Below are 18,112 nucleotides of genomic sequence, written 5' to 3' on the forward strand. Positions count from 1 at the left end.
CCGCTCCGAAAAAGAAGCCGCAGGCTCAAGCAACACAACCTGCAGTAAGCCCTGCGCCAGTGTCGCTCGCAACAAAATCCGCAGATGAGCGCGCGCCGCAGGATCGTAATGATCCGGGCACAAACGGCTTCGTCGCCACCCAATCCAGCGTCACCACCAAAACGCCCGGCACCGTGCTGACAACGCCGCGCTCGATCTCGACGGTTACCAAGGCCGAGATCGAGGAACGGAATGCGGAAACCGTCTATCAAGCGCTGCAGTTTTCATCGGGTGTGAACGCCTATCCGTTTTCCGGTGGCTTCATCACGCGCGAGCAGGCGCAGGTGCGCGGCTTCCTTGCCTATCAATATCTCGACGGCCTCAAGCAGCACGACAGCAACTGGGGCATCGAGCCCTACGGACTGGAGCGCGTTGACGTCCTGAAGGGCCCGGCATCGATGCTGTACGGGCAGGGCAGCCCCGGCGGTCTCGTTGCACTGACGAGCAAGCGTCCGACCGATGAGCCTTTCACCGAAGTTGTGCTGAAGGCAGGCACGAATGACAAGGTGCAGGCCGGCTTCGACTTCGGCGGTCCGATCGGCGGCAACGGCGCTCTGAGCTACCGTCTGACCGGCATGGGCCGCGTGGCCGATGGTCTGGTCGACTTCACCGACAACGATCGCTTCTTCATCGCGCCGGCTATTACGTTCCGTCCCAGCAGTGACACCAGCTTCACGCTGATGGCTTCCTATCAGTATGACCCGAACATGACGATCCAGCAGCCGCTGCCTTTTGCCGGTACCGTCGTTCCCGGTCCGAACGGGCAGTACATTTCGCGTGACCTGTTCCTGGGCGAACCGGGCTATCACGACACCGACAGGCGCACCCTGAAGATCGGCTACGAGTTTCGCCACCGCTTCAATGAGACGTGGTCGATTGAGCAGAATGCCGCCTACCGGCACATCGACATCACGCTGCAGGAAATGCAGGGCAGTGGCGTTGTTGCTGGCACGACGACCGCGCGCAACATGTTCATGGCCGAGTACACGATCGAGACCTATCAGGTCGATACGCGCATGCGTGCCGAGTTTGACACCGGTTTCATCAAGCACAATCTCGCATTCGGCATCGATTATGCGAACATTCCCAACTATCAGGGCGTAGCGCTCAACCGGACCAACTATTTCCTCGATCTTTATAATCCGGTCTATGGCCAGCCAATGGGTGCCAATCCATTCATCCAGAAGCGCTACCAGGACTTTGAGCAGGCTGGCGCGTACATCATCGACACCATCACGGCGGGCAATCTGACGGTCGTTGCCGGGCTGCGTCACGACCGTGCAAAATCTGCCCAGCAAACGCAGGCCTATAATGCTGCGCTGGGTGGCTTCACCAATCCGCCGTACGTTCCCAAGGATGACAGCGCCAACACGGTGCAACTTGGCGCCAGCTACGAATTGCCGGGTGGGTTCGCACCGTATGTCAGCTATTCGGAATCGTTTTTCCCGACACCGGGCAACAACCTGTTCGGCGTGCCGTTCGAACCAACAACGGGCGAACAGTATGAGGCGGGCATCAAGTATCAGCCGATTGGCATCAATGCGTTGTTCACCGCTGCTGTCTTCGATCTGTCGCAGCAGAACGTGCTGACAGCCGATCCGACGACGCCGGGCAACCGCATCCAGATTGGTGAAGTGAACTCGAAAGGCTTCGAGCTGGAAGGGCGTGGATCGCTTGGCAACGGTTGGAGTTTTGCGGCGAACTACACCTACCTTGACGCAAAAACGGCCGACACAAAAACAACGCCGATCTATCTCGCCAAGCATCAGGCCGCGCTTTGGGCGTCCTATGCCTTCGATGAGGGTGCATTGCGCGGCGTTATGCTGGGCGGTGGCGTGCGTTACCTGGGGGAAACCAATGGCAACGCGGCCAACACGTTCAAGGTGCCGTCGTTTACGCTGTACGATGCCGCCGTGCATTACGACCTTGGCGTACTGTCCAATGCGTTCGACAACTGGCGCCTCAGCCTCAATGCGAAGAACCTGACCGACGAGCGCTACGTCACCAACTGCGAGTCTCTCACATCGTGTTATTACGGCGAAGGCCGCGCCGTTGATGTGACCCTGCGTATGCGCTACTGACCGGCGTCCTCACCGAAATACAATAAAGCGCGGGCAGCCCAACCGGCTGCCCGTCTGGCTTCGAAACGTTGAAAGCGCAGGCGGAGCATGACGAAAGCGCTTGATGATCTGGCTGAAGATCTCAGCAACGTATTCACCGGCGATCTGGCACACCTGCGTGACAGGCTTGTGTTTGGAGTGCGGGACGACAGCCTAACGTTGGCCGATATCCTCACGGCGGAGCGGCAAGCGGCTATCGTTGATGCGTTCTGTCGCGAGCACGGACAGACACCCGCACTTGCGGTGATGTCGATCTGGTCCAAGTGGTATTTCGGCATGGTGCTGCCGCCTTATATCAGCGCCCGCGTTGTACTGGGACGTATGCCGCCTTGCGGTGTCGATGACATCCGCCTCATCCTGCTGCCGGATGGCAAGATCAACGCTGCGGTTGTGATGGGCGACACACCGGTGCAGGCGCTGCCTTTGCCGGCGTGCGCACTGGAGCCGCTGATTGATGGGCTGATCGCGCCGTTCATCGAACGCTATCACGAGCGAACCGGCGTAACGCGGCGCGTGCTGTGGAGCAACGCGGGGACGCTGATTGAAGGCGTTGTTCGCCATCTTGAGAAGATTGGCTGCAGCGCTGATCTGATCGCGGCCTGCGATGCGTATCTTGCGCGTACGCATCTGAACGACGGCACGCGCAACCCGCTGCACCTGCCGGTGGTTTATCTCGACATGCCCGGCGAGTCCGGACGCAGACGGCGAGTGTGCTGCCTGCGATACATGCTTCCCGATGAGAAGCTGTGCTGCGCCTGTCCGCGCGACGGCACCGCAGCCAGAATCAAAGCCCATATGCGTGCATTGGAAAGCGCCGCACTGTGAAAATATTTCTTCGGTCAGTCTGGGGCTATACCAAGCCGTATTTCTTCTCGCGTGCCGGCTTGCTGCCGTCGTTGCTGCTTGTGGTTGCCATCACCTTTCAGTTGATCGTCGTCGCGGCAGAGGTTGCGCGCAACCAGTGGCGCAACGACTTTTTCGAATCCCTGCAGAAGCGCGACTGGGACGAGTTCGTACACCAGTTCTGGGTGTATCTCGTCATCGCAGCTGTGCTGATCGTCGGTACCGTCTATCAGACCTATTTCATCAAAAGCCTGTCGGTGCGCTGGCGCCGCTGGCTTACCGAGCATTTCGTCAATCGCTGGCTTGATGACGCCAGCCACTACCGCATGAAGCTGCTGCCGGTGCGCGGGGATAACCCCGATCAGCGCATCGCGGACGATACGCGCAAATTCGCCGAGAATGCCCTGTCGCTGTGCGTTGGTCTGATCGGCGCCGTTGTGACGTTGGCGTCGTTCATAACGGTGCTGTGGCTGATTTCGCCGCCGGTCAGCGTGTCGTTCATGGGCGAACAGCGTGTGGTCCCGGGCCTGCTCGTCTGGTGTGCGCTGATATATTCCGCCATCGGCACCTGGGTGGCGCATCTGATCGGGCGTTATCTCATTCCGCTCAACTATCAGCACGACCGTCTGGAGGGCGACTTTCGCTTCGACCTCGTGCGTGTTCGCGACAGCGGCGAGCAGATCGCAACGCTCCATGGCGAACAGGTCGAGAAAGACATTCTCGCCGGCCGGTTCGCGCGCGTCGTCGACAACTGGTTCGCGTTGATACGGCGCGAAAAGCTGCTCGGCTTCTTCTCGGAAGGCTTCAAGCACGCTTCGCTGTATTTTCCTTATCTGGTGCTGGCTCCGTTTTATTTCGCTGAAACGCTGCAGTTCGGCCAACTCATGCAGGCAGGCTCTGCATTTTCTATTGTGCGGGTCTCGCTCTCGTACTTCGTAACGGCCTATCAGCAGCTCGCCGAATGGGTGGCCGTTACGCAGCGTCTCGACGGTCTCGACGCCGACCTCAGTGCCGCGCAAAAGCTGGGCACACTGCCTCCGTTCGAACGCGAGCCGGCTGCGGATATGCCGGGGCTAAGTGCTGAAAATCTCGTTGCTTGGAACGTCGATCGCGACCGGGAGCTGGGCACGCTGCCGTCATTGCACATGGTGCCCGGCGAGATGCACACGCTGCGCAGCCGTTCCGGCAGCGGCAAGACCAGCATCGTGCGGGCGCTTGCCAGCCTGTGGCCGTTCACGAGCGGCAGGCTGGAGATCAGTGGCCGGAAACTGGTGCTGCCGCAGAACGCTTATATGCCGCCCGGCACCCTCAAGCGCGCGCTTGTGTATCCGCTGGGTGAGCAGGAGGTGGATGATACTACGGCAATCGCTGCGCTGGCCGCGGTCGGGCTTTCGTCTCTCGCTGATCATCTACAAGACGAAAGCGTCATTGCGCGACTGTCCGGTGGGGAACGGCAGCGCATCGCGTTCGCCCGGGCGCTGATCTTCAAGCCGGATGTGTTGGTTATGGATGAGCCGACGTCCTGGCTGGATCAGCGGGCGCACGACGAACTGTTTGACGTTCTGAAGCTTCATCTGCCGCGTGCAATCGTGCTGTCGACATCAACTTGACTAGCAGCAGCCAGCGGCATGATGGGCCCTCACGCGCACCAGCCCGATGGCCTCCGAGAGTGGGATGGCCTGCGCAAAAGCGTGGCGGGTGCGCAACGGATCGGAACTATCGAGAGGTGGCGTAACTTGCTGGTGGCGCTGGTGAAATGCCGCGACTGCATGGCAAGTCCATGAAAACACAGTCAAAACCATACTGAAGAAGTAATGTTATTCCGCAGCACTTAGATGCCCTCTAAATAATTCATATTGCGTGCAAAAACAGCCTGCGCTTGAACGGGATGAGAGCTGCTAGCGCCACTGCGGATGCAGCGGGACCATGTTGCCGCGCGGTCGGCACGATGGCTTTGCAACTTGATAAGTCGGCATGGCGAGGGTGTGAGTTCCGATGGCTAATCCGATCGATGTCGCTGCGCTCTACGAAGCGGAAAGCGGTCGGCTCCGGCGCAAGCTGGCGCGCATGATCGGGGATCGCTCGACAGCAGCCGATCTGGTCCACGACGTGTTCTTGCGGCTGTGGAAACGCGACAGCGACATCCACGGATGCGGCGCGGCCTATTTGACCCGCAGCGCCCACAACGCTGCCATCGATTACATCCGCGCCGAAAAGATCCGTGCGTCATACGCGGCCGAGACACTGCCGGAGCAGCGAGCGGTGGGTTTTCCTGCGCCGTCAGCTGCGTTGGAAGCACGCGATGATCTGCGTCAGATCGATATTGCCATCCGGTTGCTTCCCGAGCGCACGCGCCACGTGTTTCTGCTTAACCGCGTGCATGGCCATACCTACGTGGAGATTGCCGCAGCGTTGGATATCGCGGTCGGCAGCGTTGAACGGCATATGAGCCGCGCGCTCAGTGAGATCCGCGCTGCCATCGAAGTTCGATGACCGAGCGCGCCGGTTTGCGTGGCATTGAGGCATGAAGCGGTATAGGCAGAAGTCTGTGATCGCGTTTGCCATCCTCATCTCTCGGTTGACTTGAACGCCATGGACCAGAAGCCCCAGCATCGCCCGGATCCGGATGAAGTGGCGATGACGTTTCTCGCGCGTGTTCGCGCGGCGTCATCCAACGCGGAGCGCGCGGAACTGGAAGCATGGCTGGCCGCTAGCCCTTCCCATCGTGCCGCCTGGGCGCGAGCGGTCAGCATATGGGAAGCAACAGAATCCGCAGGCCAACGGGTTGCCGACGAAGAGGCCGCGGCGCTGGCCCCATATCTGAAAAAAATCAACAGGGCGCGGGCCGCCAAGAAACGCCGCAATGGCACTGCAGCCGTTGCTTTTGTGATTGCGGTGGGTGCTGCCGGATTATGGCTGGAGCAGCCGAGTCTGCTGCAGAATTTCACCGCTGACTATACATCGCATCGCGGCGAGCGGCGGCTTGTGACGCTGCCGGATTCTTCGACGGTGCTGCTCGATTCCGACAGTGCGATCGATGTCGATTATTCCGACAGATCGCGCCGGATACGCCTGCTGCGCGGCAACGCGTTCTTTGCGGTTACAGCGAATGGCCTGCCATTCGCGGTCGCGGCTTCTGATGGCGAAGTGCGCGTGCTGGGTACGCAGTTCGGCGTCAAGCTATCCGGCGATGGTGCGATCGTAACGCTGGAGCAGGGCGCGGTCGAAGTTGATGTGAACGCAAGATCTGCAAGGCTGGCGCCCGGCGAGCAGGTGCGGTTTGCCCGCGCAACCCTGGGCGCGGTCGGGCCGAGCGACCTTGATGCGGATCTCGGTTGGCGTGACGGACGACTGGTGTTCTACGATAAGCCACTGTCCGAAGTGATTGCAGAGATCGCGCGCTATCGTCCTGGTCGCATCGTCGTCGCCAATCCCGCGCTGGGTGATCGCATTGTGTCGGGCAGTGTGCCGCTGGATGATCCCGACGCGGCATTGCGCTCGTTGCAATCTTCGGTTGGGTTCTCGATGCGCTCAATCGCGGGCCGCCTAGTGCTCGTGTACTAGTTTCCCTTCTAGCGATGCTCCCGCACGAAAAAACTTCGCCGCAGAAAAAAAATGCGGCGAGGGTGGGGGTATGTGCTGGCTCGACCGTGAATCCCTTTAGAGGCCTGCTGCTGATGCGTTGCGCGGCCGCTGATTGGTGTGCGTTTGGGGTTTGCGTATATGTATGCGTTTACGAGTGCGCGGTTTGCCGCGCTGTTGCTGGCCGGTTGCGCTGCTGTCATGGAGGCGGGCGTTGGCCATGGGGCCGCTGCCCAACAGGCGAACAGCACAAACGTCTATACGTTCGATGTGCCGGCGCAGAAAATCGCGCAGGGCGTGAACGCCATTGGCCGCGCTGCGGGGCTTTCCGTGGTCATCAACGGCAAAGTCGATGCAGCGCTGCAGGGACAGGCGGTCAGCGGTTCGATGACTGCAGCGCAGGCATTCGCGACGTTTCTCGGTGGAACGGGCCTGACGTACAGCTTCACCAACGGCAACACGGTGACGGTCTCGGGCGCAAGTGCCGACAGCGGCGGCGCGACAGTGGATGGCGCTATAGCTCTTGATACGATTGATGTGTCGGGCAGTGCCGCGAGCGCGGGCTTCCAGGGCACGCCGGACTGGGTTTATGAAACCCCGGCATCCGTTAGCATCATCTCGCGGGAGGCCATCAAGACAGTGCCGACGCGCGACACGCGTGATCTGCTGTCAAATGCTGCGGGCGTCTATTCCGGTGAGGGCAACGGCAGCTTTCCAACTGTGTCGCCCAATATTCGCGGCTTGCAGGATTCCGGTCGTGTCGTGGTTTCGGTAGATGGTGCGCGCCAGAATGCACAGCGCGGCATGGGCTTCGGCACCGGTATGGGCAGTTATGGCTCCAACTCGGGGCAGGCCTTTGTCGACAGTGCTTTCATACGCGAAGTCGACATCGCAAAAACGACGGATGCGAAGGCGGGCAGCGCCGGATCGCTCGGCGGCAGGGTTGATTTCCGCACGGTGGGCGCCGACGATCTGATCGCGCCGGGAGCTAAAACCGGCGTTGAACTAAACGTTCTGCGCGGCACCAACGAATATGATTTTCAGGGTTCGGCGCTGGCGGCGTTTCGGTTGACCGATACGCTGTCGTTGACTGCGGGTTTCAGCAAACTGAAGCTGGGTGAATATCAACCGGGCAAGAACGGCGATGCGCGCTCGTTCAACGACGCGCTAGGTCGCGAGACATGGTCGTCATTCCAGAAGCTGGAGTTCGACAATCGCGAAGGGCTGACGGCCTCGCTGTCGTGGATGCATCAGGACATCAAATTCGCCTACGCGATGGAAGGCATAGGCGGAAACATCGAGCACGTGCGCAACGACACCGTGGTGGGCAAGATCAACTGGAATCCGGAAACGGAGCTGATCGATCTGAAGACCAACCTCTGGTTCAACAATTCGCGTAACGACGAGCTACGTGAATCCAGACGCTCTTCTCCGACATCCACCCAGCCGCCGGATACTTATCTTAATCTGGATACGCAGAGCTTCGGCGGCACGTTGGAAAATACCAGCCGTCTTGAGACGGCTGCGGGTCTACTCACGCTCAACTACGGCGCTGAGGCGTTCCGCGACAAGGCCAGCTCTTCTGCGAATAGCGAGACCATTGCGCTCAATCCGCTATGGGAGACAAGCTACACCGCATTCAATCCGCCGGGTCAGAGAGACGTGGCGAGCACGTTCATCAATGGCGAGCTCAAGCCTGCTGATTGGCTGACGGTTTCTGGCGGTCTGCGCTATGATTGGTCACGCCTGAAAGGCACGCCGACCTATTACGAGCAAACATCCACCCGGACGGTGGTGCCGAACAGGATTGCTCAGGCTGTAATGACTTGGGGCGAGTGGGCGCAGGTCAACAGTGTCACCATCTACAATATCCGCAAGGGAATCTGTGATACCGGCATCAATCCTAACAACGGCAGCCCTGTGACGCCCGCTGCGCAGGCGAGCAACTGCAGTCAGCTCGCCGTTATGGGCGAGGCGTACAATGGTGCGTGGACCAACGCGGGATCCGAGATCCGTGGCACTGGATCGGACGTCACCGTTGTAGACTATCCTGGGCACACATTGGACATCGACCGTACCGACTCTGCGTGGCTTCCTTCCGCCACGATCGAGCTGAAGCCGGTTGACTGGTTCCGCCCGTTCGCGAGCTACAGCCAGAGCTACCGCCCGCCGACAACGCTTGAAGCATTTTTTGCAGGTGGAACGCCCGGCGATGGCGTCGGAACGGCCTACGCGCCGAACGCGAACTTACAGGGTGAAAGGGGCGAGACCTATGAGGTTGGCGCCAACATCATCAGGGACGGTCTGTTCCGCGACAACGATAGCTTCCGCATGAAGATGGCGACGTTCCATCGCGACATTGAAGACTACATCGTCATGGGCAGCTTGGTGACGGATGCAACGCCGACGCGTCTCGCGCCTTACTCGAGCTTCGTCAACATGGATGGCACCACAACCATGCGTGGCATTGAGTTGGAAGCCAACTACGATATGCGCGTCGCCTATATCGGTGCAGCAGCAACGTGGCTGGATACGAAGTGGCCTGGTAAAACGGATATCTTTTCGAATGGCATACTCACGACCAATGGCGATGTGGTCGCGGTGGCTGGTAACATCCCGCCGGACTTCAAGCTGACGGTTGACGGCGGGATACGTCTGATGGACGAGCGGCTGACAATCGGAGCACGTTACACGCACACATCGCCCACAAAGACGCGGCAAGTCGCGACCATCGGCGCCAACATGACTGTTGTTGAATCAACCGACCCGTATTCAGTGTTCGATCTCTACAGCGTCTATCAGGCCAACGAGAACATCACGCTGCGCCTGTCGGTCAATAACGTCACCGATCAACGCTACGTGCCGGCGGGCGGCTTGTTTCTGGCGCCAGGGCGCACCGCAACGATGGGCCTGACAGCAAAGTTCTGACGCGCACCATCTGCGTCGGGCGATACGCTTGCACCGTTCATCGACGACGATCATGCGGTATCGTCCACACCGGGAAACAGAAAAAGGCTGGAATTACGATGGCCGCAAAGCCAATCGCAATCCCAGCCTGCTTGGGACCGGCGTTGAACACGTCAGAAATCGACAGTGAGCCCGACGTTGAAACTGCGCCCGGGGCCATGCACGCCAGCTCCGGACAGATTTGACGCGTCGTAGCGATATAGAAATGCGCTGTAGCCGCCGAGCGGCAGCTCGTAATCGGTGTCGAACACGTTATCGACGCCGACATCAAAACGAATGCGGTCCATGGCGTAGCTGGAACGCAGATTAAGCAGCGCGAACGCTCCTGTTCGGCCTTCGTCGCGAACTTCATCGACACGGTTCTTGGTGGCAACGGCCTGTACCTCCGCAACGTTCGTCCAGTTGCCGAGTGAGTGCGACAGCGCGATGCGCGCGTTCGCCGGCATGATGTTGAAGAGGTAGGTGTCGTTATCCAGATCGCGACCGGCGACATAACTGAACGTGCCGCCGATGTTCCAGTCGCCCCACCAGTGGCCGAGCGCTTTCATCGCTTCAAGATCAACACCGCCCAGCTGCGCATCGTGATTGACGAAGCGTAAAGCACGTCGGCCCGGTGCCGGCCCCATGTAGGAGAGGGGATTGGATTCCACGCCGATGTAATCCGTTACGTGCGAGAAATAGCCAGAGATCTTGACATGCCAATCGCGATGCTCAGCATCATGCCAGGACGCGCTGGCGCGGATGGAGTGCGCGACCTCGGGCTTGAGATCGATGTTGCCGACATAGGCGTTGAGATCGCCGAACCAGTTGACCATCGATCCGGCCATGAAAGACTCGTTCGACCATGCATAGCGCTCGTAGAGATTGGGTGAGCGCGTCTTGCGAGCGATGCCGAAATCGTAGGCCTGCGTAGCATCCGGCACGTAACGGGCTGTCGCGGTCACGTCGATATTGTTGTCGGACCGGCTATGGTTTTGAGCGTTGAATGCTGCGGCGTCGGCGCCATACATCATATCGCTGTAGCCCTGCACATCGCCGGTGTCGGTCTTAACATGATCCAACCGGGCTCCGACAAGCGAAGTCCAGGCCGCGGTCCATTGATGTTCAAGCTCCGCATAAACCGCAACGCGGTCACGCTCACCGCCGTTGACGTTCCAGTACGTGTCAGGGGCCATCATCGGCGCTGTTCCTGCGACCGGCGGCCACCAGTCATCCAGCCGATAGCGATGATACTCGTGGCCAACCCGGAGTTGGGTGGCAGCATCGAGATTGATCCCGGCCTTCAGGTCATAGCCGATGTCGCTACCGCGGGTTTCCATCGGCATGACCCAGCCCAGGCTGGCTTTGTCTGCAAGCATTTCCATCGAGTGACGGATCGCCTGACGATATACGCGCGCCTCAGCAAAACCCCAGTCGAACTGTGCTTTGTAATAGGCGTTGACCGAAAAGCTCTTGTTGTCGGTCATGTCCATGTACTGGTTGGTGAAGCCTTGATAGGGGATCGACTGCCAGCCAAAATCGACGCCGAAGCGGTAATTGCCGGAACGGCCCGCTGTCTGCAGTAAGTGGTTGGTCGATTTGTATTGGGTGGAGTCCACGGTGCGGCCGCTGCCGTCCTTGTATTGCCGCGCGCTGGTGGTTGAGCCCGTGTAGGCGATGCTTAGATCTTCCGTTGCTGCGTATGCGTGGACTGAGGCGCCGATGCCATCGCCGTTGCTACGATAGTTGGTGGAGATGCGGCCGCCGGCGGTGAAGCCTTCACCGGCCAGTGCAAAGCGCGGCGTTGCCGATTCTACGGCCAATGTGCCACCGAGGCTGTCACCGCCCATGCTGACCGGAGTGATGCCGGCAATGACGTAAGCGTTGCCAGCCGCCGAAGCATCAAGATACGACAGCGCCGGGTTCATATGGTTGCCGCATGACGACGTCAGCGTCATGCCGTTCACGACAATCTTGAGGCGGTCGTCGCCGAAGCCGTTGAGATACGGCAACGACGACACCCCGCCACCGGTCTGGAAACTCATGCCCGGAAAGCTCTGGAACAGCCGCGCGGAGTCATTGCTGGCAAGAGTGCTCTGCGGGTTGACTGTCTGCTGTCGAGCGAACGGCACATTTTCGACCGAGGTGACAACAGACGCCGGCGTCATTGCTTCCGGCTCTTCGGTTGCGGACGCTGCCAGAGGGGCAGGGCTAACCGTCTGCTGATTTTTTATCGCCTTCTTTTTGGCCTTTGAAGCTGCCGGCGCTTCGACGGTTACAGCGGGCAGCGGCGTAGCCTGTTCTGCGTCTGTCTGCTGTGCCACTGCTTCGGCATGCACAGTGCTGATGGCGAGAGCAACCGACAACGGCAACACCGCGACGGTTCTTACACGTTTACTCATAGTACAAACTCGCAATTCGTATTGAGCTATGCGCTGGGCGCGCGCACCCGTCCGCCCGCGAAGACGCGGTCGCCAAATGGATGCATGCAGCGTCGGTGACAGAAAGGTTGGCGCACGGAATGTACGTGCGTCAGCCTCCGCCAGATTCAGCGCGTGGTTACAGGGATCGAATGGATTTTAGTATCAGGCGCGGGGCGGGCCGCGCGCCGGTTGGGGCAGTTCATGCCGGGCAACAGGCGCAGAAGTGTCGGCGACAAATACATCATCGGCCGCAATCGTTGATGGCGCCGCAATGATGGTAGGCGATGTCAGCAGCGCCAGCTGAGAGGATGCCGCGTAGGGGCACGCATAGCTGCCCGATTGCTTCTGTTTGGAGGGAACAGGACGGCCATCGCCGTCGAGATCCAAAACGATGCTGCCATGATCGGAGCAAAGGATAACGGTGAATGTGCCTGCCTGGGGGCCAGCCTCCAGCATGATCCCTGGCGCCAGCAGGCTGCGCAGGATCAGTGCGAATGCTACAACTATGGCCCAACCATTACGCACGCTACACCTCACCAACTAGCGATAGGCGAGCACGTGTGTGCGATCAACATGGCCCGCGAGCAGAGCAAATTTATGCGTATTGCTGTGTGTCAGCAGAGTAACAACGGCCTATTGCTGTGATGTCGTCTGCAAGCCGTGCAGCATGTATCTGCAGTGTTTCAAGCGTGGGAGTGAACCAGCGCGATTGAGAACAACAAGTGTCTCAAGGCGCTAATTTGCGCAGTCCGCAGCGATGCCAGGGACAACTCATTTGAAACATCCATGTGCCAAGTAACAAAGGAGGTGAGAAAAGGGTGAGCGAGTAAAATTTATGAAATTTGTAGGTACGTGGGCGCTGGCGACCTTTGCCTGTTGCGCGCCGATAGCAAGCAACGCCGTTGCTGGCGCAACGCACTTCGAAGGTCTGGCCGACGCTCCATTTGTTGACGGGCGTCCTACTGCCGAAACCGCCATAAAGCTGCAGCGTGAACTTGCGTTCCAGCAGGCAACTCAGGCCTATCTCTGGGCGATGCCGCTCATAAACACGTTGGGCATGAAGTTCGGTTCCGACGCTGCGTTCGGCACCGGATATAATGTGTTGCCGATCTGGAAGGATCGCCTCGATCCCAAGACACTGGTGACCACGCCGAACTCAGACGTCATCTACGCGATGAGCTATGTCGATCTGAGCGAAACCGGTCCGCTCGTGTTCGATGCTCCGTCTGACATGCAAGGCATTCTGCTCGATTTCTGGCAGCGGCCTATCCCTGTAGATGGCGGAAAGTATTTTGGCGATGTGGGTTTCGCGGGCCCCGATCATGGCAAGGGTGGAAAGTTTCTTATCCTTCCGCCGGGCTATGATGGCGATGTGCCCGAGGGGTACTTCGTCTATCGCTCCGGCACAAACAACATCTTCATCTTCCTGCGCTCCTTCTTTAAGGATCCGAAAAATCTTGCGCCGGCGGTTGAGTTGATTGAGCGGTCGCAGATCTACCCGCTGAATTCCACGCCGGCTGAACGCAAGCCGATGCAGTTCCCTAATGCATCGGGCGTGCCCGCCGACATGCTTCCGCGTAGTGACTTCTCTGCGTTTGAACAGCTCAAATGGCTTGTCGATCGTGAGGGAAAACATCTCGCCAGCGCTGACGGACTTGGCTTGCTGGCAAACGTGGGGCTGATTGCGGGTAAGCCGTTCAAGCCGGACGCTGCAACTAAGTCGATGCTGAATGCGGCTGCCAAGACAGCCTACAAGACAAGCCGCGTTATCGGTTTGCAGGATGGCATTGCAGGCGAAAGCTACAAGGTGTGGGCTGACCGGCAATGGATCAATCCGGTCAACAATGCAAAGTATCCTGGACCGGAAAAGCCGTCGACGCTTGCGTTCGAAAACAAGGCGGGCGGATTCTACGAAATTGAGCCACGCGTCTGGTTTTTCACCAACTACTATTCGATCAGCCCCGGAATGGTTTCGCAAAAGGCAGGGCAGGGCGCAGCTTACGAGATCGCATTCAACGATGCGGATGGAAAGCCGCTGCTCGGCAAACACGCGTATAAAGTGACGTTGCCTCCCAACATCCCGGCGGAGATTTTCTGGTCTCTGACGCTATACAACGCGGCGAACGCTTCAGGGCTGCCAACTGCTGAGCGCCGCTTTCCCTCGCTCGGTTCACGCGACAATCCAAAGTTCAACGCGGACGGATCAATCGATCTTTACATCGGACCGAACGCGCCCGAGGGCAAGGAAGATAACTGGCTGCCGACTGCAGCAGACAAGGGCTTCTTCGCCATCCTGCGGCTCTACGGACCCAAAGAGTCGGCTATCGATTACAGCTGGAAGCCGGGCGATTTTGAGCGGCAGTAACGCGGGTTCTATCAATCGAGCGCTGCGATGACTGCAAGCACCATGAACGTAGTGGAGACGTGCAATGACTAGAACAAATGCTTTCAAGGCAACGCTGCTCAGCACCTGTGCGATGGGGCTTATGCCGGCGGCAGCGATTGCGCTTGAGAGCGGGGGGGCTACACCGCTCGCGGTGCCTTCGGCCGAGGTGACGCCGCCGGACAGCTTCGTCGAAGCTATTGCGCGCACGGCGTACATCTGGGGATGGCCGATGGTGAATGTGCTGAACCGCTACACCAGCATCACCAAGGCGGAGCGCCCGGAGCTGGTCGGCGGGATACTTCCGGTTGCTCCGCGCGGGCAAATCGCGATGCTGCACGATTATCTGGCGGCGGATCAGCGCTTCATTGCGTGCCCCAACCAGGACGTCGTGTATGGGCTGGGATATTTCGATCTCGACGCGCAGCCGGTTGTTGTGCAGGTGCCTGATTTCGGAGATCGCTTCTGGATCTATGCGGCTTACGACCAGCGGACCGATCAGTTCGGTCATTTCGGTAAGCAGTACGGCACCAAGCCTGGCTTCTATCTGTTGGTCGGACCGAACTGGAACGGCACTGCGCCTGAGGGGATCAGCGGTGTCATGCGTTCAAGTACGAAGGTCGCCAGCATCGTGCCACGCGTATTCATGAACGACACTGAAGATGATCGTAAAGCGATCCAAAGCGTGATTGATCAGATCGTGGTCTACCCACTTGATAAGTTCGACGGCAAAATGAAGACCGTCGCGTGGAACAAGCTCCCCGTCGTTGACGATACCGAGAAGAAATCCGGCACTGGCAAATCCGGCGGCGAAGTGAGCTGGGTTGACCCGGATAAATACTTCGATCAGCTCGGCACAGTTTTGCAGGACGTACCGCCGCTGCCGGGCGAGGAGGCGTTGTACGCGCAGTTCCGTTGGCTGCTGGCGTTGGCCGACAAGGATCCGTCGATCAAAAAACTGCTGCGGAAGACGGCAGTCGAAAGCGAGAAGGAACTAATCGCGCCGTTCTTCAAGTGGAAGTACAACGGCAAGCCCGCAGGCAACAACTGGAACCGGTCGCTGAACAACGCGCAGTGGGGCGTTGACTATTACGATCGTACCGGTACCGCGCGTTCCAACATCCTGGAGAACCGCCCGACGGAAACGCAGTATTTCTTCACGGATCGCGACGCCAACGGCAAGCAGCTTAACTCCACAAAGCAGTATACGATCACGTTCAAGGAGACGCCGCCGGTTGATGGGTTCTGGTCGTTGTCGATCTATGACAAGAACCATCTGTTCAGCCCCAACAAGCTGCACCGCCATTCGCTCGGAACCAAGAATGCCGATCTGAAGCTGAACGACGATGGCTCGCTGACACTGCATGTCAGTGCGAAACAGCCGAAGGATGCGCCGGAAAGCAACTGGCTGCCAGCACCCGATGGAGACTTCTCGCTCTACATCCGCGCCTACTGGGGCAAGGAGCCGATCATTGATGGCTCGTGGCAGCCGCCTGAAATAGCGGCCACCAAATAACGTGCGCATCGTAGGCTTGTGCTGCTTCTGCCGCGCTTAATCAGTGCGGCTGCAAACGTTGATTGTATCCCCGGCGGAAAAGATCGCCGGGGAGTTTCGTTCCAGAACAAAGCAGCTATGCTCAGTCAGTAGCTTTCCCGCCGTCGGCTGTGCGATATTTTCTTCGCGCGTCCCGTCTCGACAAGCGCAATCCTTCCAGCGATTATGTTTCTCCTACACATATTGCTTTGGCAGGAAACCGCGCATGCGCCGACCGTGGGCCGACACTGCTGCCGCCTATGCAAGTGCTATTGGGTTTGTGCTGGTCGCGGCCCTATTCAGGTTCGGTCTCGCTCAGATCGATCCGAAGATCCTGATCTTTTCGACCTTTTATCCCGCTCTGCTAGCGGGCGCGATCATGTATGGACGCGGTCCGGGAATAGCAGCACTTGTGCTCAGCACTGTGCTAGGCCTTATCACCATGCAGGAGCAATCCAGCTGGTTTGCTGAGGTGGATGCCGCGCGCACCATCAACCTCGCGCTGTTCCTTTTGTCCGGCGGAATACTCGTCTGGATTGGCAGTGCTTATCGCAATTCGCAGCAAAAGCTGACGGCGGAACAGGAGCGCCGGGCGCTGCTGTTGCGTGAGCTCAATCACCGCAACAAGAATGCAACGACCGTTGCGCAGTCCATCGTTTCGCAGACACTTCGAGCCGACCCGGAGACCGCCAGTGCCATCAATGGGCGTTTGGGTTCATTGTTTGCTACCAACGACCTGCTCACGCGCTCGGAAACCTACAGCGCCTCGCTATCCGATATACTTGCTGAGGAGCTACGCCCCTTTATCGGGCACGCCATACTATTATCAGGGCCGCCGGTCCCGCTCGGTCAGACAATCGCGCCTTCTCTGGCGCTCATCCTGCATGAACTCATCACGAATGCGGCGAAACACGGCGCTTTAAGCACGCCCGATGGGCGTTTAACTGTGCAGTGGGAAGCTGACGATACGTATCTCACAGTTCGCTGGAGCGAACACGGCGGTCCAAACATTGCCTCGGCTCCGGAGAGCACAGGGTTTGGCACTAAACTCATCCGCGGCGTTACCGCAGCACTTGGCGGCACGATTGACAAGAGCTGGCAGCCGTCAGGAATGAAGGCCACCCTTATTGTACCATACGGCTGACGCGGCCTTCTTCGCAGGCAGCGCGTCAGTATGTGCGACTACACATCCCGGAGCTTCTGTAGTCATTTTATCAGGTTGCGAAACCAGAGTGCGATCGGTTGCCAGAAGGCAGCCAGGCCAACAAGGGCTGCGATGACAAGCACACTGACGGCCATCTGCACGACGCCGAAATTTGCTGCATCAGTAGATACAAACCATCCGGCGATCACGGCCGAGATGAACAGTATTGGACGGAGGAGCCAGGATATAATGGGCATGGAATGCTCCGGATAAACCACAACTGATGCGGTGCGCGTGAGCCTGCTTCTAAGCTTGCGTCGTTAGCTGCGTGGCAGAATGAGCGATATTGCGCTGTCGATGTGCTTTTGAAGTTTTGTACGTGAGAGGGGCTTTTCGCCCAACAGAGCCCGCAAGTGCAGATCGCCGACGATTGCTCCGAACAACATTGCGGCGGTATCCTCTACGTCTTTGCTAACTTTTGGGTTGTGTGAGGCTTGAAACGACCGCACCGCCTCGATGAAAAATCGCTTGCCTTGCTTTATTGCCCGTTCCCTGAACACAGCCGCTAGCTCGGGACAGTGTCGAGCCTCTGAGATAACCAGCCGCGTCATCTCAACGTGCAGTTGCGCGCGCTCCGCTATGGTCTGGAGGTGGTGGGTCAGGTCTGCTCGTGTGGCGGCATTTTTCCCCACCAGGGCGCCTTCCGGATACAGCTCAACAAAGCTGATAAGTGCGGAGAAAATGGCCCGCTTGTCAGCGAAAAAGCCGTAGACGGTCTTCTTGGACATTGCCGCCGCGCGAGCGATTTCTTCCATCGTCGCGGCGCCGTAGCCGATGTTCGTAAAAACGCCTTCTGCCGCGGTCAAGATAGCCGCACGACGATCCTCAGCGCTGAGCACGAGGGGGCGCCCAGGGTGGCGTGTTGTCACGGATGAGGTGCTTATCTTCTTCATGCGACTTGACAATAGGAAACGATATCGTTTTGTAAATGGTATGCCCGGCGCTCGTTTTGCGCAAGTGGGAACACGGAGCAGCCGAAGGCTGGCGCCACGCGATGGAAGGACGTTGAACGTGAGGCAACTGAGCCGGGCAGTCCCG

Annotated in this window: 13 protein-coding genes; 9 read left to right on the plus strand and 4 right to left on the minus strand. The window is 58.9% G+C overall.

Annotated features, from left to right (window positions below):
- Nucleotides 1-59: 59 nt before the first annotated feature.
- The 6 genes from QEZ49_RS02755 (at nucleotide 60) to QEZ49_RS02780 (ending at nucleotide 9,512) form a co-directional block, all read left to right on the plus strand.
- Nucleotides 60-2,120, plus strand: a complete 2,061-nt coding sequence (locus QEZ49_RS02755) for a TonB-dependent siderophore receptor (protein WP_280384000.1) — start codon at nucleotides 60-62, stop codon at nucleotides 2,118-2,120.
- Nucleotides 2,121-2,207: 87 nt separating this feature from the next.
- Nucleotides 2,208-2,984 (plus strand): siderophore-iron reductase FhuF, encoded by a 777-nt coding sequence (gene fhuF, locus QEZ49_RS02760; protein WP_280384002.1) that lies wholly within the window; start codon nucleotides 2,208-2,210, stop codon nucleotides 2,982-2,984.
- Complete coding sequence (locus QEZ49_RS02765) at nucleotides 2,981-4,612, plus strand: ABC transporter ATP-binding protein/permease (RefSeq protein ID WP_280384004.1); 1,632 nt, start codon at nucleotides 2,981-2,983, stop codon at nucleotides 4,610-4,612. Before fhuF ends, QEZ49_RS02765 begins: the two co-directional genes overlap by 4 nt.
- A gap of 385 nt (nucleotides 4,613-4,997) precedes the next feature.
- The gene (locus tag QEZ49_RS02770; protein ID WP_280384006.1) at nucleotides 4,998-5,495 is read left to right on the plus strand and encodes a sigma-70 family RNA polymerase sigma factor; all 498 of its coding nucleotides are present in this window, start codon (nucleotides 4,998-5,000) and stop codon (nucleotides 5,493-5,495) included.
- 99 nt (nucleotides 5,496-5,594) lie between these two features.
- Entirely contained in the window at nucleotides 5,595-6,566 is a 972-nt protein-coding gene (locus QEZ49_RS02775; RefSeq protein ID WP_280384008.1) for a FecR family protein, read from the plus strand.
- Between the two features lie 159 nt (nucleotides 6,567-6,725).
- Nucleotides 6,726-9,512, plus strand: a complete 2,787-nt coding sequence (locus tag QEZ49_RS02780; protein WP_280384010.1) for a TonB-dependent hemoglobin/transferrin/lactoferrin family receptor — start codon at nucleotides 6,726-6,728, stop codon at nucleotides 9,510-9,512.
- A 152-nt stretch (nucleotides 9,513-9,664) separates the two neighbouring features.
- On the opposite strand, the gene QEZ49_RS02785 is transcribed toward QEZ49_RS02780, so the two are convergent.
- Complete coding sequence (locus QEZ49_RS02785; RefSeq protein ID WP_280384012.1) at nucleotides 9,665-11,932, minus strand: TonB-dependent receptor; 2,268 nt, start codon at nucleotides 11,930-11,932, stop codon at nucleotides 9,665-9,667.
- Between the two features lie 183 nt (nucleotides 11,933-12,115).
- Nucleotides 12,116-12,478: a DUF2946 family protein gene (locus tag QEZ49_RS02790; protein ID WP_280384014.1), complete on the minus strand. Its 363-nt coding sequence runs from the start codon at nucleotides 12,476-12,478 to the stop codon at nucleotides 12,116-12,118.
- Between the two features lie 310 nt (nucleotides 12,479-12,788).
- On the opposite strand from QEZ49_RS02790, the gene QEZ49_RS02795 reads away from it, so the two are divergent.
- The 3 genes from QEZ49_RS02795 to QEZ49_RS02805 all read left to right on the plus strand — a co-directional run bounded on the left by QEZ49_RS02795 (nucleotide 12,789) and on the right by QEZ49_RS02805 (nucleotide 17,014).
- Nucleotides 12,789-14,318: a DUF1254 domain-containing protein gene (locus QEZ49_RS02795; protein ID WP_280384015.1), complete on the plus strand. Its 1,530-nt coding sequence runs from the start codon at nucleotides 12,789-12,791 to the stop codon at nucleotides 14,316-14,318.
- 64 nt (nucleotides 14,319-14,382) lie between these two features.
- Nucleotides 14,383-15,852 carry a DUF1254 domain-containing protein gene (locus QEZ49_RS02800; RefSeq protein ID WP_280384017.1) on the plus strand — a complete coding sequence of 490 codons (1,470 nt, stop codon included), beginning with the start codon at nucleotides 14,383-14,385 and terminating at the stop codon, nucleotides 15,850-15,852.
- Between the two features lie 244 nt (nucleotides 15,853-16,096).
- Complete coding sequence (locus QEZ49_RS02805; protein WP_280384018.1) at nucleotides 16,097-17,014, plus strand: HWE histidine kinase domain-containing protein; 918 nt, start codon at nucleotides 16,097-16,099, stop codon at nucleotides 17,012-17,014.
- Nucleotides 17,015-17,076: 62 nt separating this feature from the next.
- Here the strand turns inward: QEZ49_RS02805 and QEZ49_RS02810 are convergent, their stop codons facing one another.
- Both QEZ49_RS02810 and QEZ49_RS02815 read right to left on the minus strand, forming a co-directional pair.
- Nucleotides 17,077-17,271, minus strand: coding sequence for a hypothetical protein (locus QEZ49_RS02810; protein WP_280384020.1), 195 nt, complete (start codon nucleotides 17,269-17,271; stop codon nucleotides 17,077-17,079).
- A gap of 63 nt (nucleotides 17,272-17,334) precedes the next feature.
- The gene (locus QEZ49_RS02815) at nucleotides 17,335-17,913 is read right to left on the minus strand and encodes a TetR/AcrR family transcriptional regulator (RefSeq protein ID WP_280384022.1); all 579 of its coding nucleotides are present in this window, start codon (nucleotides 17,911-17,913) and stop codon (nucleotides 17,335-17,337) included.
- Nucleotides 17,914-18,112 lie beyond the last annotated feature (199 nt).

The sequence above is a fragment of the Hyphomicrobium sp. D-2 genome (assembly GCF_029872155.1).
In the GTDB taxonomy this organism is placed as follows: Bacteria; Pseudomonadota; Alphaproteobacteria; order Rhizobiales; family Hyphomicrobiaceae; genus Hyphomicrobium_A.